We start from the raw sequence: 21,660 nt of genomic DNA, 5'->3' as shown, positions 1-21,660 counted from the left end.
AATCAGCAAGGGAGTAGCAAAATGAAAAAACAACTTTTAAGTGTGGCAGATAGTGAATATAAAAATTTTATTGTTGAAATAAAAAATAAAATTAAACATTCACAACTCAAAGCAGCAATAAGTGTTAATTATGAACTACTTCATTTGTACTGGGAGTTAGGCGAACTCATTGTTAAAAAACAGCAAGAATATAAATGGGGAGAGGCTTTTTTAAAAGAACTTTCTAATGATTTGAAAAAAGAATTTCCTGATATGAAAGGATTTTCAGAGCAAAATTTAAGAAGTATTCGTTATTGGTTCTCTTTTTATAGCGAATATTTAATTGGCTTACAAGCTGTAAGCGAATTAGAAAAAGTAAAAAACTTGGTAAAAAGTATTCCTTGGGGACATAACCAAAGAATAATGTATAAATGCCAAACAGTGGCGGAAGCCTTGTTTTATGTGCAAAAGACGATTGATAATGGGTGGAGTAGATCTGTTTTAGAACACCAAATTGAAAGTAATTTATATGTTAGAAATGGTAAAGCAATTACTAACTTTGATAATAGATTACCAGAGATTCAATCAGATTTAGCCAAGCAAACCCTAAAAGATCCTTATAATTTTGATTTTTTGACTTTGTCAGAACATCATAACGAAAAAGAATTAGAAAATGCTTTAACCAGCCAGATTACTGAATTTTTATTAGAGCTTGGTGCTGGTTTTTCTTATATTGGTAAACAAGTACATTTAAAAGTGGGAGAAAGTGATTTTTATATTGATTTACTTTTTTATCACGTAAAATTACATTGTTATGTTGTTGTCGAGCTTAAAACAGAGAAGTTTAAGCCAGAATTTGCAGGCAAATTAAATTTTTATATTACAGCGGTTAATAAGCAAATAAAAACAGACTATGATAATGAAACTATTGGTATTTTGATTTGTAAGGATAAAGATAATATTGTTGCTGAGTATTCTTTAAACCGAATTGATCAGCCAATAGGTGTCGCAGAATATGAAATCAGTGAATATTTAGAGAATAAATTAAAAAGTAGTTTACCGAAAATTGAAGATATAGAATTATAACTTTATACATTGGGGGGATTAAAATGCAAGATTTAGAACAGCTAATTAACGTGCCGAAACCTGCGTGGGATATTTTGGAAACGTGGTTTGCTCAGACAAGAAATAGTTTTGAAATTTTAGAAAAAGATGATGAGCGAGCAGCACAAGAATTATTAACCTTGCAACTAAATATTGGTACACCATTGGGTGCTGTTATTTTTGAAACAGGTGGCATTTTAGTTAAAAATGGCTGGTTGCGTTTGTTGGGTTCAGGATCAAAAAAAATGGATCGTGGCTTAACAGAATGGAATTATGGCAAAACCTTTGCGGAATCAGGAGAAAAGCCGAGTTATTTATTAGTGGCTGATGACGTAATTGGTGGTTATTTTGCATTAAATTCTGGCGGTTTGTCTGGTGGGTTGGGTAAAATTCATTATTATTCGCCAGTAACAGAACAATGGAAAGACTTAAATTTAGGTTACTCAGAATTTTTAGGTTGGGCGTTAAATGCGGATTTAGATAGTTTTTATCAAGGGCTATTTTGGGATAATTGGCAACAGCAAGTGGGCGAGTTAAGTGGTAATCAAGTGCTAATTTTTAGCCCTGAATTATCTGTTAAAACGGATAATCAACGTCATTCACAGGTTGTACCGATTGAACGTCATTACCAAGCAACCTTTAAAATAGACGATAAATTTGGCGGAGCGTATTCCGTTAGCTAGAAAATTGTAGGGGTGTATTGCATACGCCCATAAAAAATAAATATAGAAAAGATTAGAGAAAATAATGGCATTATTACAAATTGCAGAACCGGGTCAAAGTGTTGAACCACACCAAGCAAAGCTGGCAGTGGGGATTGATTTAGGCACAACAAATTCGTTGGTGGCAAGTGTACGCAGTGGGCAAGCGACCATTTTAAACGACGAACAAGAGCGAGCGTTAATTCCGTCTATCGTGCATTATGCTGATGAACAGAAATCGGTGGGACACGAAGCTTTCGCACAAGCGAGCGTTGATCCGCAAAATACGGTGATTTCTGTGAAACGTTTGATTGGGCGTAGTCTGAGTGATATTCAGCAACGTTACCCTAAATTACCTTATCAGTTTACAGAAAGCGAAAATGGCTTGCCGTTATTACACACTCGTCAAGGCAACAAAAGCCCTGTTGAGATTTCAAGTGATATTTTAAGTCGTCTTAATCATATTGCTGAACAGCGTTTAGCGGGCGAATTATCAGGTGTGGTAATTACTGTGCCAGCCTATTTTGATGATGCACAACGTCAAAGCACCAAAGACGCGGCTCGTTTAGCGGGCTTAAATGTATTACGTCTGTTAAATGAACCAACAGCAGCGGCGATTGCTTATGGTTTGGATAGCGGTCAAGAAGGTGTGATTGCGGTTTACGATCTTGGCGGTGGTACTTTTGATATTTCGATTTTACGTTTATCTCGTGGCGTATTTGAAGTACTAGCAACAGGCGGCGATACCGCATTAGGTGGCGATGATTTCGATCATCTTATTGCAAATTGGATCGTGGAACAATCGCAGTTTGCACCACAAAATAACACTGAGCAACGTGATTTATTAATCCTTGCAACCCAAATCAAAATTGCATTAAGCGAGCAAGAAAGGGTAACGGTTAGTTGGAAAGCGTGGCAAGGTGAATTATCAAAATTGCAATTTTCTGATCTAATTACACCGCTTGTAAAACGCTCTTTGATGACCTGTCGTCGTGCGTTAAAAGATGCTCAAATTTCTAATGATGAAGTGCAACAAGTCGTAATGGTGGGCGGTTCAACTCGTGTGCCTTATATACGTGAAAAAGTGGGCGAATTTTTTGGAAAAACACCGCTAACCTCCATTGATCCTGATAAAGTCGTGGCACTTGGTGCGGCTATTCAAGCGGATATTTTGGTTGGGAATAAACCTGATTCGGATATGCTATTGCTTGATGTTGTGCCACTTTCACTGGGTATTGAAACAATGGGCGGATTGGTGGAAAAAATTATTCCACGCAATACCACTATTCCTGTGGCAAAAGCCCAAGAATTTACCACCTTTAAAGATGGACAAACCGCAATGACGGTTCACGTGGTGCAAGGCGAACGTGAGTTAGTCGCCGATTGCCGTTCATTAGGGCGTTTTACACTACGAGGCATTCCACCGATGGTAGCCGGTGCAGCACATATTCGTGTAACTTACCAAGTGGACGCTGATGGATTGTTAAGTGTAACCGCAATGGAAAAATCTACCAAAGTGCAAGCGTCTATTCAAATTAAACCGTCTTATGGATTAAGCGATGATGAAATTACACAAATGATCAAATCGTCTTTTGAGAATGCTAAGCAAGACATTACGGCGCGTGAATTAGCGGAACAGCGAGTAGAGGCGGATCGTGTGATTGAAAGCGTGATTAACGCATTAAAAGCAGACGGTGCAGAACTGTTAAGTGAAGCAGAATTTCATCAAATTGAACAGGTATTAGCCGAATTGATTGAAATTAAAAAAGGTGAGGATCGTAGTTTGATCGCTCAGGGAATTAAAAAAGTAGATTTAGCAACGCAAGAATTTGCTGCACGAAGAATGAATGCGTCTGTGAATAAAGCATTAACAGGAAAATCTGTTAGTGAAGTTGAATAATATAAAGGAAAGAAAATGCCAAAAATAATAGTGTTACCCCACGATGAACTTTGCCCTGAGGGTGATGTAATTGACGCGAAAGAGGGCGATAACTTACTAAATTTAATGTTAGATAAACATATTGAAGTGGATCACGCTTGTGAAAAATCCTGTGCTTGTACCACTTGCCACGTGATTATTCGTGAAGGTTTTGACTCGTTAAATGAGGCCAGCGATCTTGAAGAAGATATGCTAGATAAAGCGTGGGGCTTAGAAATGGATAGCCGTTTAGGTTGTCAATGTATCGTGGGCGATGAAGATTTAGTGGTCGAAATTCCAAAATATACATTAAACCACGCCAAAGAAGCCGATCACTAAGAAAAAATAATGAAATTAACGTGGCAAGATACCCAAGATATCGCCATTGAGCTTTATGATCGTGATCCTGATTTAGATCCAAAAACCGTGCGTTTTACGGATATGCACCGCTGGATCTGTGAGTTAGAGGGATTTGATGATGACCCACAAAAATCGAATGAGAAAATTCTCGAAGCAATTTTGTTAAAATGGCTTGATGAATACGAGTAATTACAAAATTTGTAAATTTTAAGAAAAAAATGACCGCTTATATTTATTTATGAGCGGTTATTTTTATTAAAGAATCTGGTTGTATCCTATTTGTTTTTTGGTAAAATTCGCCCTGTTTTGGATTTTTTATATTAAGGAAAACAATGCGTTCGTCACATTTTATTTTAAAAGTTGTCTTTTTTCTCTCGGGCTTTTCGGCCTTAATTTATCAAATTATATGGCAAAGAATGCTTTTTACTGCATTTGGCGTTGATCTTGAATCTATAACAATTATTATCAGCGTATTTATGGCTGGATTAGGTATTGGTGCATATTTTGGTGGACGAATAGCAGATATTTTATTGTTTAGATTAGGCGTGAGTAGCTTGCTCGTCTTTTTTGCAATTACGAAAGTGGGAATTGGTAGTTTTGGTATATTGAGTCCTTTCTTAATTGAGTTTATTCAACAAACCTTTCTTTATAGTAGCACCTCAACCATCGCTTTCGTTAATTTCTTACTTCTTCTTTTTCCTACTTTTCTAATGGGAAGCACTTTACCGCTGTTAACGACCTATTTACAACAATTCATCAATAACATTGGTGAAAATATTGGTTGGTTATATTTTACAAATACACTAGGTGCTGCATTCGCGTGTTTTATGACAGGCTTTGTATTATTTGATATGTATACTCTTGATCAAGTGATTTATATTGCAGGCGGAATCAATTTTATTGTTGCGATGACAGTGTTAGGCGGTTTTAGTAAAAAGGAGAAAAAAAATGACTAAGAAAGCGATGTTGCTGTCATTTTTAGGCGGTTTTTTAAGTTTGAGTGTAGAAGTGCTTTATATCCGAATTTTTAGTTTTTCTGCACTTTCAATTCCTCAAGCATTTTCACTCACGCTTGCTATTTTTCTTATTGGCATAGCTTTAGGTTCATTTATTGGAAAAGGAATTTGCCAAAAGGGAAGAGCATCTATCAACACGATAGGAAAATTATTTTTACTTGCTGGAATATGTGATTTACTCGCTATTTTTAGCGTGATTAGCTCTTCTTATAATCATATAGCGTTGTTGCTGGTTTGTATTTTAATTTGTGCATCGGTTAGAGGAATTGTATTTCCTATCGTGCATCATTTAGGTACTGAAAAAGTGAAAAGCGGTGCAGCTATTTCTAACGTGTATTTTGCAAATGTATTAGGCTGTACTATTGCACCGGTATTGATAGGTTTTTATTTACTTGATATTTTTTCAACTCAGCAAACTTATTTTTCTGTGATTGTCGTGACTTTTGTGATTGCTGTATTTTGTGTTGATCATAAAGGGTTAAAATTTTCTGCTGGATTAGTGAGTTTAGCCGTATTAAGTGGTATTTTTATGATGCCAGAGAAGCTAATTACTACTTTAGCAACACGTCCATCAATGGAATTAGAAACACTAATTGAAAATAAACATGGCTTTATTCAAGTGTATCAAGATGATAAAAAAGAACATGCGGTATTTGGCAATAATGTATATGATGGCAAACTAAATGTAGATTTAATCAATAATTCTAATATGATTGATCGTGCTTATCTTGTTCCAGTTATTGCCCCTGATCTTAAAAATATTTTAGTCATTGGGCTTTCTACGGGATCTTGGGTTGAAGTGTTAACGGCAATGCCAAATTTAGAAAAGATCACGGTGGTAGAATTAAATCCTGCATATACAAAATTTGCTCAATTTTATCCTGAAATGGAAAAATTACTACAAGATCCGCGTGTTGAAATTATTGCAGATGATGGGCGACGTTGGCTAAATCGTCATAAAGAGAGCAAGTTTGATTTTATTTTAATGAATACGACTTGGCACTGGCGAAATTACAGTTCAAACTTACTGAGCCGTGAGTTTTTAACATTGGCAAAATCCCACTTAAATAACAATGGTTTCTTGCTTTATAATACGACCGAAGCATTAGATGCCTATTACACGGCAAAACAGGTCTTTCCTTATGTTTATCAATATAAGAATATGGCACTTGCCTCACTAAAATCAATTCTAAGTTTTAGTAAAGAGCAAGTTTATCAACGTTTTAAAAATATGAAATGGCGTAATGGTGAACTTATTTTCCCAACTGAAGAAAAGCTGAATATTGGTATAAAACGAATGTTTGAAGCACCTTTTGTAGGCTATGAAAAAATCAATTTTTCAAAACTAAATCGACCTTTGGAAGTGATCACTGATAAAAATATGATTACTGAGTATAAGTATGGCTTTTTATCTCAAAAAGGTCATTAAGAGACATAAATTAAAATGTTTTTATATATTCACGGATTTTTATCTTCATCGCAATCATCGAAGGCTCAATACTTAAAACAATGGTTGCAACAACAGGGGCGAGCAGACGAATGGCTTTGCCCTGATTTATCGCCGAATCCTGAAAAGGCGATACAACAATTAAGAGCGTTGATTATAAATTGTAAGCAACCGTTGAAATTAGTTGGAAGTTCGCTCGGTGGATTTTATGCGACTATTTTAAGTGAAGAATTTAATTTAAAAGCCGTAGCAATCAATCCTGCGGTGACACCTCACTTATTACTAAAAGATAAAATTGGCGTGCATAAAGCGTGGCATTGTGATGAAAACATTTCTTTTACACAACAAGATGTTAATGCGTTAAAAGCGATGGATGTTCAGATGATCAAACATCCAGATAATTTATTGTTGATGATTGAAAAAGGTGATGAGGTGTTAGATTATAGGCTAGCGTTAGATCTTTATAAGGATTGCAATCAGATGATATTTAATGGTGGCGATCATCGTTTTAGCCGCTTTGAGCAACTATTATCTTTTATCGATCAGTTTTAAATTTTAAAATTTGCAAATTTTTAATAAAATTTAACCGCTTATGTTTATTTTGAAATATCAATTTTCTTGAAAGTAAAGTATAATCTTTCGTAATTTTATACATTGTAATTTGAAGGGATAAAAATGTCTGAACAACAAAATCAAGAATTAGATCTAAACGGCGAAATGCTGGCACGTCGTGAAAAATTAAATCACATTCGTGAGCAAGGAAATGCCTTTCCAAACACTTTCCGTCGTGAAAATTTAGCTAAAGATCTACAAGGTACTTATGCTGAAATTGATGGTGAATCATTAAAAGAGCAAAACGTTGAAGTAAAAGTAGCTGGACGCATTATGTTACGTCGTGTGATGGGTAAAGCATCTTTTGTGACCATTCAAGATGTGAGCGGACAAATCCAACTCTATATTGCACGTGATAATTTGCCAGAAGGCGAGTATAACGACAAAGTAAAATTGTGGGATCTTGGCGATATCGTTGGGGTTAAAGGTGAGTTATTTAAAACCAAAACAGGCGAATTAACGGTTCGTTGCCGTGAAGTTCAACTTTTAACCAAAGCATTACGTCCACTTCCTGAAAAATTCCACGGTTTAAGTGATCAAGAAACTCGCTACCGTCAACGTTATTTAGACTTAATTTCAAACGAGCATTCTCGTAATACCTTCTTAATTCGTTCAAAAGTAATTAGCGAAATCCGTCAATATTTCTTAGAAAAAGACTTTATTGAAGTGGAAACCCCAATGTTACAAGTGATTCCAGGTGGTGCGGCTGCACGTCCATTTATTACGCACCATAATGCGTTAGATGTGGATATGTATTTACGTATTGCACCTGAATTATACTTAAAACGCCTTGTAGTTGGTGGTTTTGAGCGTGTGTTTGAATTAAACCGTAACTTCCGTAACGAAGGGGTTTCAGTTCGTCACAATCCAGAATTTACAATGATCGAATACTATCAAGCGTATGCGGATTACATTGATTTAATGGATAACACCGAAGAATTATTACGCCGTTTAGCAATCAATATTTTAGGTACAACAACCGTTCCTTACGGCGAATATACCTTTGATTTTGGTAAACCATTCGAACGTATTTCAATGCACGATGCAATTGTAAAATATGGTAATGGTATTGAGCGTTCAGATTTAGATAATTTTGAGAAAACCTGTGAAATCGCGAAAGGTTTAGGCATTGAAATTCAAAAATCTTGGGGCTTAGGCTCAGTGGTGAATGCAATTTTTGAAGAAGTGGCTGAGCATAAATTGATTCAACCAACATTCTTAACGTCACACCCAGCGGAAATTTCACCGTTAGCACGTCGTAATGATGAAAATCCAGAAGTAACGGATCGTTTTGAATTATTTATTGGTGGACGTGAAATTGGTAATGGTTTCTCAGAATTAAATGATGCAGAAGATCAAGCACAACGTTTCAAAGATCAAGTCGCAGCAAAAGAAGCAGGTGATGATGAAGCGATGTTCTATGATGATGACTTCGTGGTTGCATTAGAACACGGTTTACCACCAACAGCGGGAGAGGGCTTAGGAATTGACCGTTTAGCAATGATTTTTGCAAATGCACCATCAATTCGTGATGTAATTTTATTCCCAGCAATGCGTCAAAAAGCATAATTGCTCACTATTTTTTATAAGATGATAAAAATCCTTTTATACCCTATTGTATAGAAGGATTTTTTGGTTTATAAACAATACTCGGTCTTTAATTAAGCCGAGAATGGTTTATAACTATATAATAAAAATAAGGAATTATTTATGACACAACAACAAAACGTTCTTCAAGAGTCAGAGGGGCAAGATTTTTTACATCAGCCTTCATTTTTAGAGGCAAGTATTGTCTCTGGGATAACTGTCGCATTATTATCTTTTTTAATTATAGGTACAGGCTGGGCTCCGCATATTGGGATCGCCTTTGTAATGCTTTGTTTATTGATTTATGGACGCGTAAAAGGTATCTCTTATAAAAAAATGCAACAGGCGATGGCAGATTCTTTAATGTCTAGCGTCGGTGCTTTATATTTATTCTTTTTCATTGGTATTTTAGTGACCTCATTATTGATAAGCGGTGCAATTCCGAGCTTAATTTACTACGGTACACTATTGATGAGTGCTAACTATTTTTATGTGTCAGTTTTCTTAATTACAGGGATTATTGGTATTTCATTAGGAAGTAGTTTAACAACCGTCGCAACATTAGGTGTGGCATTTATGGGGATTGGCGAAGCTTTTGATGCAAATGCAGTGATTACTGCTGGGGCGATTGTCTCAGGTGCATTTTTAGGTGATAAAATGTCGCCACTTTCAGATACGACCACGATTTCAGCCGCAACAGTAGAAATTGATCTTTTTGATCATATTAAAAATATGTTGCGTACAACTGTACCTGCATTGATTTTATGCTGTGTGATTTATATTGGCTTCTCTGCTTTTAATCATAATGATGTTGGCAATGTTGAACGAATTGAAACATTCAGACAAGCATTGCTGGATACCAATTTAGTGCATTTGGTCTCTTTACTGCCTTTCGTTTTGTTGGTTTGCTTAGCGATAATGCGTGTTTCGGCGGTAATGGCGATGATTTACACCTCATTATTAGCTGTTATAATTGCACAATTTTTAGGTTATAACGATTTCTCGCAGTACGGCACTTACTTTTTTGCTGGCTTTGTGCCGAATTCAGAATGGAATCCTGACTTAGTCCGAATGCTTAGTCGTGGTGGATTGCAAAGTATGTTCTTCACTCTAACAATCGTGCTTTTAGCCGTGAGTATGGGGGGGTTATTATTCGCATTAGGTGTTATTCCTCGTCTATTAAAAGAAATCGCAAATTGGCTAAATAGTCGTTTACGTGCCACTGTTGCAGTTGCAATGACAAGTGTTGGCGTGAATGTGTTAATTGGGGAACAATACCTTAGTATTCTACTTTCAGGGGAAACCTTTAAACCAATTTATGACCGTTTAGGTTTAGAGCGTAAGCATTTATCTCGTACCTTAGAAGACGCAGGAACGGTGGTTAACCCACTTGTTCCTTGGAGTGTATGTGGTGTGTTTATCGCAAACCAGTTAAATGTAAGTGTAATTGATTACTTACCTTTTGCATTTTTCTGTTATTTAAGCGTGTTGATTACGTTGGTTATCCCAAGTAAACAGTAATTTTATTTTTTAATTAAGAAGGGAACGCAGTGCATTTACGTTCAATCATCAGAATTATGGGAATCTTAGTGATGTGTTTCTCACTCACTATGCTAGCACCAGCCCTTGTGGCATTGATTTATGGCGATGGCGAAGGGACAACTTTCGTAAAATCATTTTTTATTAGTATCGCTGTAGGATTTCTACTTTGGTGGAGCTGTCGAGCTCATAAGGATGAACTGCGTTCCCGAGAAGGTTTCTTAATCGTTGTTGCTTTTTGGTTTGTATTAGGAATCATCGCAGCGTTACCGCTATTTTTTGCGAATAGTTTGAATATGAGTACCGCTGATATTCTGTTTGAAGCATTTTCAGCTCTAACGACCACTGGGGCCACAGTAATGTCTGGGCTAGACGCTTTGCCAAAAGCGATATTATTCCATCGCCAGTTTACTCAATTTGTTGGCGGTATGGGGATTATCGTTTTAGCGGTTGCCGTTATTCCTTTATTAGGTGTTGGGGGAACGCAACTCTATAAAGCGGAATCATCAGGTCCGATGAAAGATCAAAAAATTCTGCCACGTATTGCAGAAATTGCAAAATTATTATGGCTACTTTATTCCTGTATGATTTTAGCTTGTGCATTATCTTATTGGATTGCTGGAATGTCAGTTTTTGATGCAATAGGGCATAGTTTCTCAACGATTTCTAATGGTGGTTTTTCAACCCACGATGCGAATATGGGCTTTTTCAAGAGTCCAGCGATTCATATTATCGCAACAGTATTTATGCTTATTGCAGGCTGTAACTTCTCATTACATATTTTAGCTGTAATGAATTGGCGAAAAGGAAAAATTTCGAAAATCTATTTTAGAGATCCAGAGTTCCGCTTTTTTGTGTTATCACAACTCTTTTTTATCACACTATTTTCGCTTGGCTTATATTTAACAATATCTGATTACTCATTGGCAAAAGCGTTTGAAGTTGGTGCATTACAATTGGTATCAATGTCAATGACCGCAGGTTTTACGGTATTTGATTTTAATGACCTCTCGCCATTTTTAGGTATATTATTGCTTTTTGCTGCCTCAGTTGGGGGCTGTGCTGGCTCGACTTCTGGGGGCTTAAAAGCTATTCGAGTATTAGTTTTATGGTTACAGGTAAAACGAGAATTAAAACAGTTAGTGCATCCTAATTTAGTGAATTCCATTAAACTAGAAAAAACAGCATTACCAATTCGTATTATTGAAAGTATTTGGGCATTTTTTATTGTGTTTGTATTAGTCTTTTTTGGCTGTACTTTTGCTGCAATGTTATGTGGAATGAATGCTTTTGATGCACTAGGTGGTGTTTGGGCAACAGTAACAAATGCGGGTCCAGGTGTAGGCTTAACAAGCTTGGGATTTGCTGATACACCAGATAGTGCAAAATATGTTTTTATTTTTGCAATGATTGCAGGACGTTTAGAATTCTTTTCATTATTAGTGATTTTCACCCCAGCTTTTTGGAAAACTTAATTAGAAAATAACGAAAAATTTTTAACAAAAGACTATTGACAAAATTATGACTTTGTTTCATTCTTAAACGAACTTAACTTTATTACAGAATTTTAAAATGAACAAATTTATTGCAATTATGACCACCACCACGACCATTATGGAAACATAGTGCGGGTGGTTGTATTTGAAATAAAGGAATAAACAATCAGAGTTAAAAAGAGAACCCGCTTATAAGCGGGTTTTTTTGTATCAGAATTTACAAATTTATTAAAATTAGAGGGAAAAATTATGCGAGTTCTTAAATTTGGAGGCACTTCGTTGGCAAATGCCGAGCGATTTATTCAAGCTGCCGATATTATTGAAAAAGCACATTTAGAAGATCAAGCGGCGGTCGTATTATCCGCACCTGCCAAAGTGACCAATCATTTGGTGGCGATTATAGAAAATGCAAAAAGTCGAGAAAATATGACCGCTTGTTTTACGGAGCTAAGTGGCATTTTTACCGCGATTATTGAGGGTTTATATCAAGTCAATCCAAAGGTGGATCGTGATGGCTTACTTGATTTAATCAATTCAGAGCTAGCTCAAATTCAAGGTGTCGCTAATGAGATTATAAAAACAGGATATTGTGAAGATAAAGTAAGTGCAACGGTGCATTGTCGTGGTGAAAAACTATCTATCGCAATGATGAAAGCGTGGTTTGAGGCAAAAGGCTATGGTGTAACGAAGATTGATCCTGTGGAAAAATTGCTTGCAAAAGGGGATTATTTAGAATCTTCGGTGGATATTGCCGAGTCCATAAAACGAATGAGCAGTGAGTCAATTCCTGAGAAAAATCTTGTGTTAATGGCGGGCTTTACCGCAGGAAATGAGCAAGGTGAATTGGTGTTGCTCGGGCGTAATGGATCGGATTATTCAGCGGCTTGTTTAGCGGCGTGTTTGAAAGCAGAACGCTGTGAAATTTGGACAGATGTTGATGGCGTTTATACTTGTGATCCTCGTTTAGTTCCTGACGCAATCTGCTTAGAAACAATGAGTTATCAAGAGGCAATGGAGCTGGCGTATTTTGGGGCAAAAGTAATCCACCCAAGAACAATTTCGCCTTTGGTTACGCAAAATATCCCTTGTGTCATTAAAAATACGGCGAATCCTGAGGCAAAAGGGACTTCTATCGGCAATCATCCCTCTAATGATAATGTGATGGTTAAAGGAATTTCTAACCTTGATAATGTGGCGATGTTTAACGTGTCTGGCTCTGGAATGCAAGGTATGGTCGGAATGGCGGCTCGAGTTTTTTCGACAATGTCTGACGCAGGAATTTCTATTATTTTAATTACTCAGTCATCTTCGGAATATAGCATTAGTTTTTGCGTATTGGAAAAATATGCTGAGAAAGCGTTATCTGTGTTAAATCGTGAATTTGAACAAGAATTATCACAACATTTATTAGACCCAATTGAAGTAATCAATCGCTTGTCTATTGTGTCAGTAGTAGGCGATGGAATGCAGGCAACACAAGGTTTGGCTGCTCGTTTCTTTTCAGCCTTAGCACAAGTTAATATTAGCATTGTGGCGATTGCACAGGGTTCATCGGAGCGTTCTATTTCAGCGGTTGTGCCATTAGAAAAAGCGATTGATGGTGTGCGAGCAACCCACCAAATTTTATTTAGCAATAAAAAAGTGATTAACCTTTGCCTATTCGGTGTTGGGGGCGTGGGGGCGAATCTGATTGAACAAATTAAAAATCAGCGAGCTTATTTGGCAAATAAAGATATTGAAATCAATGTGTGTGCGTTGGCAAATTCCACAAAAGTTGTTTTGGATAAAGGGGGAATTGACTTAGCCAACTGGAAAGAACGCCTAATGAATTCAACGCTTTCATCGGATTTTGACACTTTAAACGCATTTGTAAAACAGCACCATATTGTTAATCCTGTGTTGGTTGATTGTACCACATCGCCAGTAGTGGCAAGTTGGTATGCGATGGCTTTAAAAGAAGGTTTTCACGTGGTCACACCGAATAAAAAAGCGAATACATCAGATTACGCCTATTACCAAGAATTACGAGAAAATGCACGTCGTAGCCATCATAAATTCCTTTATGAAACCAACGTTGGGGCAGGTTTACCTGTCATTGAGAACTTGCAAAATCTACTCGCTGCGGGCGATGAAGTGGAATGTTTTGAAGGGATTTTATCAGGCTCACTCTCTTTTATTTTTGGTTTATTGGAAGAGGGTTTGACGCTTTCAGAGGCGACATTGCTTGCTAAACAAAAAGGCTTTACCGAGCCAGATCCACGAGATGATCTCTCAGGCGAAGACGTGGCACGTAAATTGTTAATTTTAGCCCGTGAAATTGGTTTACCCTTAGAGCTTTCAGATATTGAAGTGGAAAGCGTGTTACCACGAGGTTTTGCTGAGGGAAAAAGTACCGCAGAATTTTTAGCATTATTACCAAGCTTAGATCAAGAATTTGCAAAAAGTGTTGAAAAAGCGACCGCTTGCCAGAAGGTGTTACGCTATGTTGGATCAATTGATAATGGAAAATGTAAGGTATCAATTAAGGCAGTGGACGGCGATGATCCATTATATAAAGTAAAAAATGGCGAAAATGCCCTTGCGTTTTATACTCACTATTATTCGCCAATTCCTTTGCTGTTGCGTGGTTATGGTGCAGGGAATGATGTGACTGCGGCAGGGATTTTTGCAGATATTTTGCGTACATTGAGATAAGGAGAAAATAAATGGCATTACGAATTTATGCACCAGCAACCAGTGCGAATATCAGCGTAGGATTTGATTCCTTAGGGGCAGCAATCTCACCAATAGATGGTTCATTGTTAGGCGATGTGGTTGAAATTGATGATTGTAAAACGGCTTTTGAATTAGAAAGTGTCGGACGATTTGTTAAAAAATTACCACGAGAAAAAGAAAAAAATATTGTTTATCAGGCTTATGTATTGTTTAGTGAAAACCTAAAATTACGTGGCGGAAAAGTAAAAAAATTACGTTTAACCTTAGAAAAAAATATGCCGATAGGATCCGGATTAGGATCAAGTGCCTGTTCGATTGTGGCAGCATTGGTTGCACTGAATCAATTTCATCAAAATCCGTTTAGTAAAATGGAATTGTTAGCGATGATGGGGCAGTTAGAAGGGCGAGTTTCTGGTGGTGTTCATTATGATAATGTCGCTCCAAGCTATTTAGGTGGCTTACAGTTAATGGTTGAGAATCAGGGGGAAATTTGCCAGCCTTTACCTTTCTTTGAAAATTGGTATTGGGTGTTAGCTTATCCGGGAATCAAGGTTTCAACAGCCAAAGCCCGAGCTATTTTACCAGAGAGCTATTCTCGTGCTGATATTGTGGCACAAGCTCGTTATTTAGGGAGTTTTATTCACGCTTGCCACACCAAACAGGAAAAATTAGCGACTGCGATGATGAAAGATGTGATTGCTGAACCTTACCGTGAAAAATTATTGCCTAACTTTGCTGAGATCAAGCAACAGTGTAAATCACAAGGGGCATTATCGGTGGGCATTTCAGGTTCAGGTCCAACGATGTACGCCATTGCACCAGATTTTGACACTGCGAATAAATTATCCAGTTATCTTGAAAATAATTATTTACAAAATGACTCTGGTTTTGTGCATATTTGTAAGGTGGATAAGGTTGGGGCGAGAGAATTAGGGTAGTAAGTAATTAAGGGGTAATTGCGGCGTTAATTAGTTGATTAAAATACTTGGATTGATAGACAAATCCCCTTGTTTTTGTTATCTTGTTTTGCAAATTTATCTGTACAATTTAAACAATTTTTTAATATTTGAAATAGTTGTTTAATATCAATCAGATAGCTTATCAAACCTAGATAGATGATAAGGGTATATCAAGTAAATTATATTCAATATAGGCTTGTCTCTGTCTTAAATTTAGTCAAATAAATTATTTTTGTTAAAAAATTGTTATTTGGTTGTAATTCAATAAAACATAGGAATAAAGTATGTCAGAAAATATCAAAAATGACGTAGATCCAATTGAAACAAATGATTGGTTACTCGCAGTTAATTCATTAGTGAAAGCAGAAGGTGCGGAACGTGCACAATTTATTATTGAGCAAGTGATCAATCAAGCACGTGAAAATGGTGTTGCCGTAGCATCTGGTTGCACAACAGATTATGTAAATACAATTAGAGTAGAAGATGAGCCAACTTATCCAGGTGATTTAGAACTTGAACGCCGTATCAGCAGTGCAATCCGTTGGAATGCGATTATGATGGTGTTAAAAGCAGGTAAAAAAGATCTTGAATTAGGTGGACATATTTCTTCTTACCAAGCAGCGACAACAATCTATGAAGTTGCATTTAACCACTTTTTCCGAGCAAGAAATGAAAAAGACGGTGGCGATTTAGTCTTCTTCCAAGGTCACTCTGCACCAGGTATCTATGCTCGTGCGTTTGTTGAAGGTCGTTTAACAGAAGAGCAAATGAATAACTTCCGTCAAGAAGTCGGCGGTAAAGGTTTATCTTCATATCCACACCCTAAATTATTACCAGAATTCTGGCAGTTCCCAACGGTTTCTATGGGATTAGGTCCTGTAAATGCAATCTATCAAGCACGTTTCTTAAAATACTTACACAACCGTGGCTTAAAAGATACCACAGAGCAAAAAGTATATGCGTATCTTGGTGATGGTGAGATGGATGAAATCGAATCAAAAGGTGCATTAACCCTTGCAGGTCGTGAAGGCTTAGATAACTTAATCTTTGTTGTAAACTGTAACTTACAACGTTTAGATGGTCCAGTAAACGGTAACGGTAAAATCGTTCAAGAATTAGAAGGCTTATTCAGTGGTGCTGGCTGGGAAGTTATCAAAGTAATGTGGAGCAGACGTTGGGATAAATTATTCGAAAAAGATACGTCTGGTAAACTGACTCAGTTAATGATGGAAGTCGTTGATGGCGATTACTTAACATTCAAATCAAAAGACGGTGCGTATGTGCGTGAGCATTTCTTCGGTCGTTACCCTGAAACTGCGGCATTAGTGGCTGATATGACAGACGATGAAATCTGGCATTTAACCCGTGGTGGACACGATTCACTGAAAATGTATGCGGCTTACCACAAAGCACAAACAGCAGGTAAACCAGCAGTATTATTAGTGCAAACCATCAAAGGTTATAAGATTGATGAAGCACAAAGTAAAAACGTTGCTCACCAAACGAAGAAAATGTCTGAGCACAGCTTACGTTCATTCCGTGATTACTTCGATCTTCCAGTTAAAGATGAAGAGATTGCAAACTATCCTTATGTGAAATTTGAAGAAGGTTCAGCGGAATACGAATATCTTCACAAACAACGTCAAAACTTAAAAGGTTATGTACCAACGCGTTTACCTAAATTTACCACTGAGTTTAACATTCCTTCATTAGAAGAATTTGCACCGTTATTAGAAGAGCAAAAACGTCCAATTTCAACGACTATGGCGTTTGTTCGTTTCTTAAACACCTTATTAAAAGATAAAGGTATCGGTAAAAATATCGTTCCTATCTTAGCGGACGAAGCACGTACTTTCGGTATGGAAGGTTTATTCCGTCAAGTGGGTATTTATAACCCTAAAGGTCAAAACTATACTCCATCGGATCGTGAGCAAGTGGCTTACTATAAAGAAGCAACAGATGGTCAAGTGTTACAAGAAGGTATCAATGAGTTAGGTGCAACAGCATCTTGGTTAGCAGCAGCGACTTCATACTCAACCAACAACGTACCAATGATCCCATTCTTCATCTATTACTCAATGTTTGGTTTCCAACGTGTGGGCGATATGATGTGGGCAGCGGGTGACCAACGTGCACGCGGCTTTATGATTGGTGGTACTTCTGGTCGTACAACATTAAACGGTGAAGGTTTACAACACGAAGATGGTCACAGCCATATTCAATCATTAACGATTCCTAACTGTGTCTCTTACGATCCTGCTTATGTTTACGAAGTTGCAGTAATTATGCAAGACGGTTTAAAACGTATGTATGGTGATCAAGAAGACGTGTTCTACTACATCACAACCTTAAACGAAACTTACGATCAACCAGCAATGCCAGAAGGTGCAGAAGAAGGTATCCGTAAAGGTATCTATAAATTTGAAACCGTTGAAGCGAAAGGCAAAGCGAAAGTTCAGTTATTAGGTTCTGGTGCAATTTTCCGTCACGTACGTCAAGCGGCACAAATTCTTGCAAATGACTATGGCATTTCTTCTGATGTATATAGCGTACCATCATTCACAGAAGTTGCTCGTGAAGGTAACGATGTAGCTCGTTGGAACTTATTACACCCAGAAGCAGAAGCACAAGTACCTTACATTGCACAAGTAATGAATGACGCACCAGCAGTGGCAGCAACTGACTATATGAAACTCTTTGCTGAGCAAGTACGTGCATACATTCCAGCATCAAGCTACCACGTATTAGGTACAGACGGTTTTGGTCGTTCAGACAGCCGTGAAAACTTACGTGATCACTTTGAAGTTGACGCTCACTATGTTGTTGTTGCAGCTTTAACTGAGCTTGCAAAACAAGGTACTATCGAGAAGAAAGTAGTAGCAGAAGCGATTGCTAAATTTGGTATTGATGCTGAAAAAGCAAATCCATTTTACGCATAATTTATAGTGTAACAAGCGGTAAGATTTGTGAATAAATTTGCAAATTTTTATCAAAATCCTACCGCTTATAATTTTAAGGAATACAAAAATGGCAAAAGAAATTCAAATCCCAGATATCGGTGGTGATGAAGTTACCGTAACTGAAATTATGGTAAAAGTGGGCGATACTATCGAAGTAGATCAGTCTGTAATTAACGTTGAAGGTGATAAAGCGTCAATGGAAGTACCAGCACCAGAAGCGGGCGTGGTAAAAGAAATTCTTGTAAAAGAAGGCGACGCAGTAACGACTGGCACACCAATGTTAGTATTGGAATCAGCTGACGCAGCGCCTGCACCAGTAGCAGAAGAGCCAAAAGCAGAAACAGCAGCACCAGTGGCAACAGCGTCAGCAGTCGTTGATGTAAACGTGCCTGATATTGGTGGTGATGAAGTAACCGTAACTGAAATTATGGTTAAAGTTGGCGATAGCGTAGAAGAAGATCAATCAATCTTAAACGTTGAAGGCGACAAAGCATCAATGGAAGTCCCTGCTCCAATGGCGGGCGTGGTAAAAGAAATTTTAATCGCAGAAGGCGATATGGTTTCTACGGGTAAATTAGTAATGCGTTTTGAAACCTCTGCTCCAGCAGCAGCGGAAGCACCTGCTCAACCACAAGCGGCACCAGTAGAAGCACCAAAACAAGAAGCAGCACCTGCACCAGCAGCCTCTTCTGCGAAAAATGAATCTGGTTTAAGCCAAGATAAAGTAGAAGCAAGTGCAAGCTTTGCTCACGCAACACCTGTGATTCGTCGTTTAGCACGTGAATTTGGCGTAAACTTAGATAATATTAAAGGTACAGGTCGTAAAAACCGTATCGTGAAAGAAGATTTACAAGCTTACGTTAAAAATGCGGTTCAAGTATTTGAAAACAAAGCGTCAGGTAAAGCAGGCAACGGCGTAGCAGACGGTTCTGGTTTAGGTTTATTACCTTGGCCAAAAGTTGATTTCAGCAAATTTGGGGAAACCGAAGAAGTTGAATTAGGTCGTATCCAAAAAATCTCAGGGGCAAACTTACACCGTAACTGGGTAATGATCCCACACGTAACACAATGGGATAAAGCGGATATCACAACCCTTGAAGAATTCCGTAAAGAGCAAAATGCTTACTTACAAAAAACCAAACAAGACGTGAAAATCACGCCACTTGTTTTCATTATGAAAGCAGCAGCAAAAGCCTTAGAGCAATTCCCACGTTTCAATAGCTCATTGTCAGAAGACGGTCAGCGTTTAACCTTGAAAAAATACGTGAATATCGGTATCGCAGTAGATACGCCAAACGGCTTAGTCGTACCTGTATTTAAAAATGTAAACAAAAAAGGCATTTTAGAACTTTCTCGTGAAATCGCAGAAGTGTCTAAAAAAGCACGTGAAGGTAAATTAACCGCGTCAGATATGCAAGGTGGCTGTTTCACAATTTCATCATTAGGTGGAATCGGTGGTACGCACTTTACTCCAATCGTAAATGCACCAGAAGTGGCTATTTTAGGTGTGTCTAAATCTGAAATGACACCAGTTTGGAACGGTAAAGACTTTGACGCTCGTTTAATGTTACCATTATCATTATCTTACGATCACAGAGTGATTGACGGTGCTGATGGTGCAAGATTTATCACATATTTAAGTAGCGTATTAGCGGATCTTCGTCGTTTAGCGATGTAAGAAAGCGATGTGAAAAAATAAGTAACAAATAAGACATAAGCGGTCATTTTTGCAGAAGAATTTGCAAATTTAACCAAAAATATGACCGCTTAAACCTAAACATAAAGAGGTTAAAATGGGTAAAGAAATTAAAACACAAGTCGTGGTTCTAGGTGCAGGACCAGCTGGATATTCAGCTGCGTTTCGTTGTGCGGACTTAGGCTTAGAAACAGTCATTGTTGAACGTTATTCAACATTAGGTGGTGTGTGCTTAAACGTGGGTTGTATCCCTTCAAAAGCATTACTTCACGTTGCAAAAGTTATTGAAGAAGCAAAACATGCAGAACATAATGGTATCTACTTCGGTGAGCCAAAAATCGATTTAGACAAAGTGCGTGAAGGTAAAGAAGCGGTTGTGTCTAAATTAACAGGTGGACTTGCGGGAATGGCAAAAGCACGTAAAGTGACGATTGTTGAAGGTTTAGCGTCTTTCGTTGATCCACATACCATCGTGGCACGTGACCGTAAAGGTAATGCAACAACTGTTAAATTTGATAACGCAATTATTGCAGCGGGCTCTCGTCCTATTCAATTACCATTTATTCCACACGAAGATCCACGTGTTTGGGATTCAACTGACGCCCTTAAATTAAAAGAAGTACCAAAACGCTTATTGATTATGGGTGGTGGTATCATCGGTTTAGAGATGGGAACGGTTTATCAATCATTAGGTTCAGAAGTTGAAGTGGTTGAAATGTTCGATCAAGTGATCCCAGCGGCAGATAAAGATATTGTTCAAATTTATACTAAACAGGTTGAGAAAAAATTCAAGTTAATGCTTGAAACTAAAGTAATGGCTGTTGAAGCAAAAGATGATGGTATCTATGTAACAATGGAAGGTAAAGCGTGTAACGATACTAAACGTTATGATGCGGTGTTAGTTGCAATCGGTCGTACCCCAAATGGTAAATTGATTGAAGCGGGTAAAGCAGGCGTTGCCGTTGATGAGCGTGGTTTCATCAATGTGGATAAACAAATGCGTACTAACGTGCCACACATTTTTGCAATCGGTGATATCGTAGGACAACCAATGTTAGCACACAAAGGTGTTCACGAAGGTCATGTTGCAGCAGAAGTCATTGCAGGGAAAAAACACTATTTTGATCCTAAGGTTATTCCTTCAATCGCTTATACTGAACCAGAAGTGGCTTGGGTTGGTAAAACAGAGAAAGAATGTCGTCAAGAAGGCTTAAACTTTGAAGTGGCTAAATTCCCTTGGGCAGCATCAGGTCGTGCGATTGCTTCTGAATGTTCAGAAGGTATGACAAAACTGATCTTTGATAAAGATACACACAAAGTACTTGGTGGTGCGATTGTGGGTTCTAACGGTGGTGAATTATTAGGTGAAATCGGTCTTGCGATTGAAATGGCGTGTGACGCTGAAGATCTTGCATTAACTATTCACGCTCACCCAACCTTACACGAATCAGTTGGTTTAGCGGCAGAAGTATTTGAAGGATCAATTACCGATCTTCCAAATCCAAAAGCGAAGAAAAAATAAGTTTTGATACTTAATAAAAGATAATAAAAATGCCCTATTTAATAGGGCA

The 21,660-nt window shown here is 37.7% G+C and carries 16 protein-coding genes; all 16 read left to right on the top strand.

Going from position 1 to position 21,660, the window contains the following annotated elements; genetic code table 11:
* Window positions 1–21 precede the first annotated feature (21 nt).
* A complete protein-coding gene (locus DYE60_RS06030) occupies window positions 22–1,065 on the top strand; it encodes a PDDEXK nuclease domain-containing protein (RefSeq protein WP_115315729.1) in 1,044 nt (347 codons plus the stop codon).
* Between the two features lie 23 nt (window positions 1,066–1,088).
* On the top strand, window positions 1,089–1,766 hold the full coding sequence (locus tag DYE60_RS06025) for a DUF2625 family protein (protein WP_115315728.1): 678 nt from the start codon (window positions 1,089–1,091) through the stop codon (window positions 1,764–1,766).
* Between the two features lie 64 nt (window positions 1,767–1,830).
* Window positions 1,831–3,684: a Fe-S protein assembly chaperone HscA gene (hscA, locus tag DYE60_RS06020; RefSeq protein ID WP_115315727.1), complete on the top strand. Its 1,854-nt coding sequence runs from the start codon at window positions 1,831–1,833 to the stop codon at window positions 3,682–3,684.
* A 15-nt stretch (window positions 3,685–3,699) separates the two neighbouring features.
* Window positions 3,700–4,041, top strand: coding sequence for an ISC system 2Fe-2S type ferredoxin (fdx, locus tag DYE60_RS06015; RefSeq protein ID WP_115315726.1), 342 nt, complete (start codon window positions 3,700–3,702; stop codon window positions 4,039–4,041).
* Window positions 4,042–4,050: 9 nt separating this feature from the next.
* A complete protein-coding gene (iscX, locus tag DYE60_RS06010; protein ID WP_115315725.1) occupies window positions 4,051–4,251 on the top strand; it encodes a Fe-S cluster assembly protein IscX in 201 nt (66 codons plus the stop codon).
* 143 nt (window positions 4,252–4,394) lie between these two features.
* Complete coding sequence (locus DYE60_RS06005) at window positions 4,395–5,018, top strand: fused MFS/spermidine synthase (protein WP_115315724.1); 624 nt, start codon at window positions 4,395–4,397, stop codon at window positions 5,016–5,018.
* Window positions 5,011–6,507: a fused MFS/spermidine synthase gene (locus DYE60_RS06000; protein WP_115315723.1), complete on the top strand. Its 1,497-nt coding sequence runs from the start codon at window positions 5,011–5,013 to the stop codon at window positions 6,505–6,507. The genes DYE60_RS06005 and DYE60_RS06000 overlap by 8 nt, the downstream gene beginning before the upstream one ends.
* Before the next feature lie 15 nt (window positions 6,508–6,522).
* Entirely contained in the window at window positions 6,523–7,077 is a 555-nt protein-coding gene (locus tag DYE60_RS05995; protein ID WP_115315722.1) for a YqiA/YcfP family alpha/beta fold hydrolase, read from the top strand.
* 123 nt (window positions 7,078–7,200) lie between these two features.
* A complete protein-coding gene (lysS, locus tag DYE60_RS05990; RefSeq protein ID WP_115315721.1) occupies window positions 7,201–8,706 on the top strand; it encodes a lysine--tRNA ligase in 1,506 nt (501 codons plus the stop codon).
* A 141-nt stretch (window positions 8,707–8,847) separates the two neighbouring features.
* Entirely contained in the window at window positions 8,848–10,245 is a 1,398-nt protein-coding gene (locus DYE60_RS05985) for a Na+/H+ antiporter NhaC family protein (RefSeq protein ID WP_115315720.1), read from the top strand.
* A 29-nt stretch (window positions 10,246–10,274) separates the two neighbouring features.
* Window positions 10,275–11,738, top strand: coding sequence for a TrkH family potassium uptake protein (locus tag DYE60_RS05980; RefSeq protein ID WP_172460370.1), 1,464 nt, complete (start codon window positions 10,275–10,277; stop codon window positions 11,736–11,738).
* A 270-nt stretch (window positions 11,739–12,008) separates the two neighbouring features.
* Window positions 12,009–14,453 (top strand): bifunctional aspartate kinase/homoserine dehydrogenase I, encoded by a 2,445-nt coding sequence (thrA, locus tag DYE60_RS05975; protein WP_115315719.1) that lies wholly within the window; start codon window positions 12,009–12,011, stop codon window positions 14,451–14,453.
* 11 nt (window positions 14,454–14,464) lie between these two features.
* The gene (gene thrB, locus DYE60_RS05970) at window positions 14,465–15,412 is read left to right on the top strand and encodes a homoserine kinase (protein ID WP_115315718.1); all 948 of its coding nucleotides are present in this window, start codon (window positions 14,465–14,467) and stop codon (window positions 15,410–15,412) included.
* 305 nt (window positions 15,413–15,717) lie between these two features.
* The gene (gene aceE, locus DYE60_RS05965) at window positions 15,718–18,372 is read left to right on the top strand and encodes a pyruvate dehydrogenase (acetyl-transferring), homodimeric type (protein ID WP_115315717.1); all 2,655 of its coding nucleotides are present in this window, start codon (window positions 15,718–15,720) and stop codon (window positions 18,370–18,372) included.
* An 88-nt stretch (window positions 18,373–18,460) separates the two neighbouring features.
* Window positions 18,461–20,071: a pyruvate dehydrogenase complex dihydrolipoyllysine-residue acetyltransferase gene (gene aceF / locus DYE60_RS05960; protein WP_115315716.1), complete on the top strand. Its 1,611-nt coding sequence runs from the start codon at window positions 18,461–18,463 to the stop codon at window positions 20,069–20,071.
* Between the two features lie 115 nt (window positions 20,072–20,186).
* Window positions 20,187–21,611 (top strand): dihydrolipoyl dehydrogenase, encoded by a 1,425-nt coding sequence (gene lpdA, locus DYE60_RS05955; protein ID WP_115315715.1) that lies wholly within the window; start codon window positions 20,187–20,189, stop codon window positions 21,609–21,611.
* The last annotated feature ends 49 nt before the right edge of the window (window positions 21,612–21,660 follow it).

It is taken from the genome of Phocoenobacter uteri, from assembly GCF_900454895.1.
In the GTDB taxonomy this organism is placed as follows: Bacteria; Pseudomonadota; Gammaproteobacteria; order Enterobacterales; family Pasteurellaceae; genus Phocoenobacter; species Phocoenobacter uteri.
The sequence above is the reverse complement of the archived record's forward strand: the minus strand, read 5'-3'. Positions and strand labels throughout refer to the sequence as shown.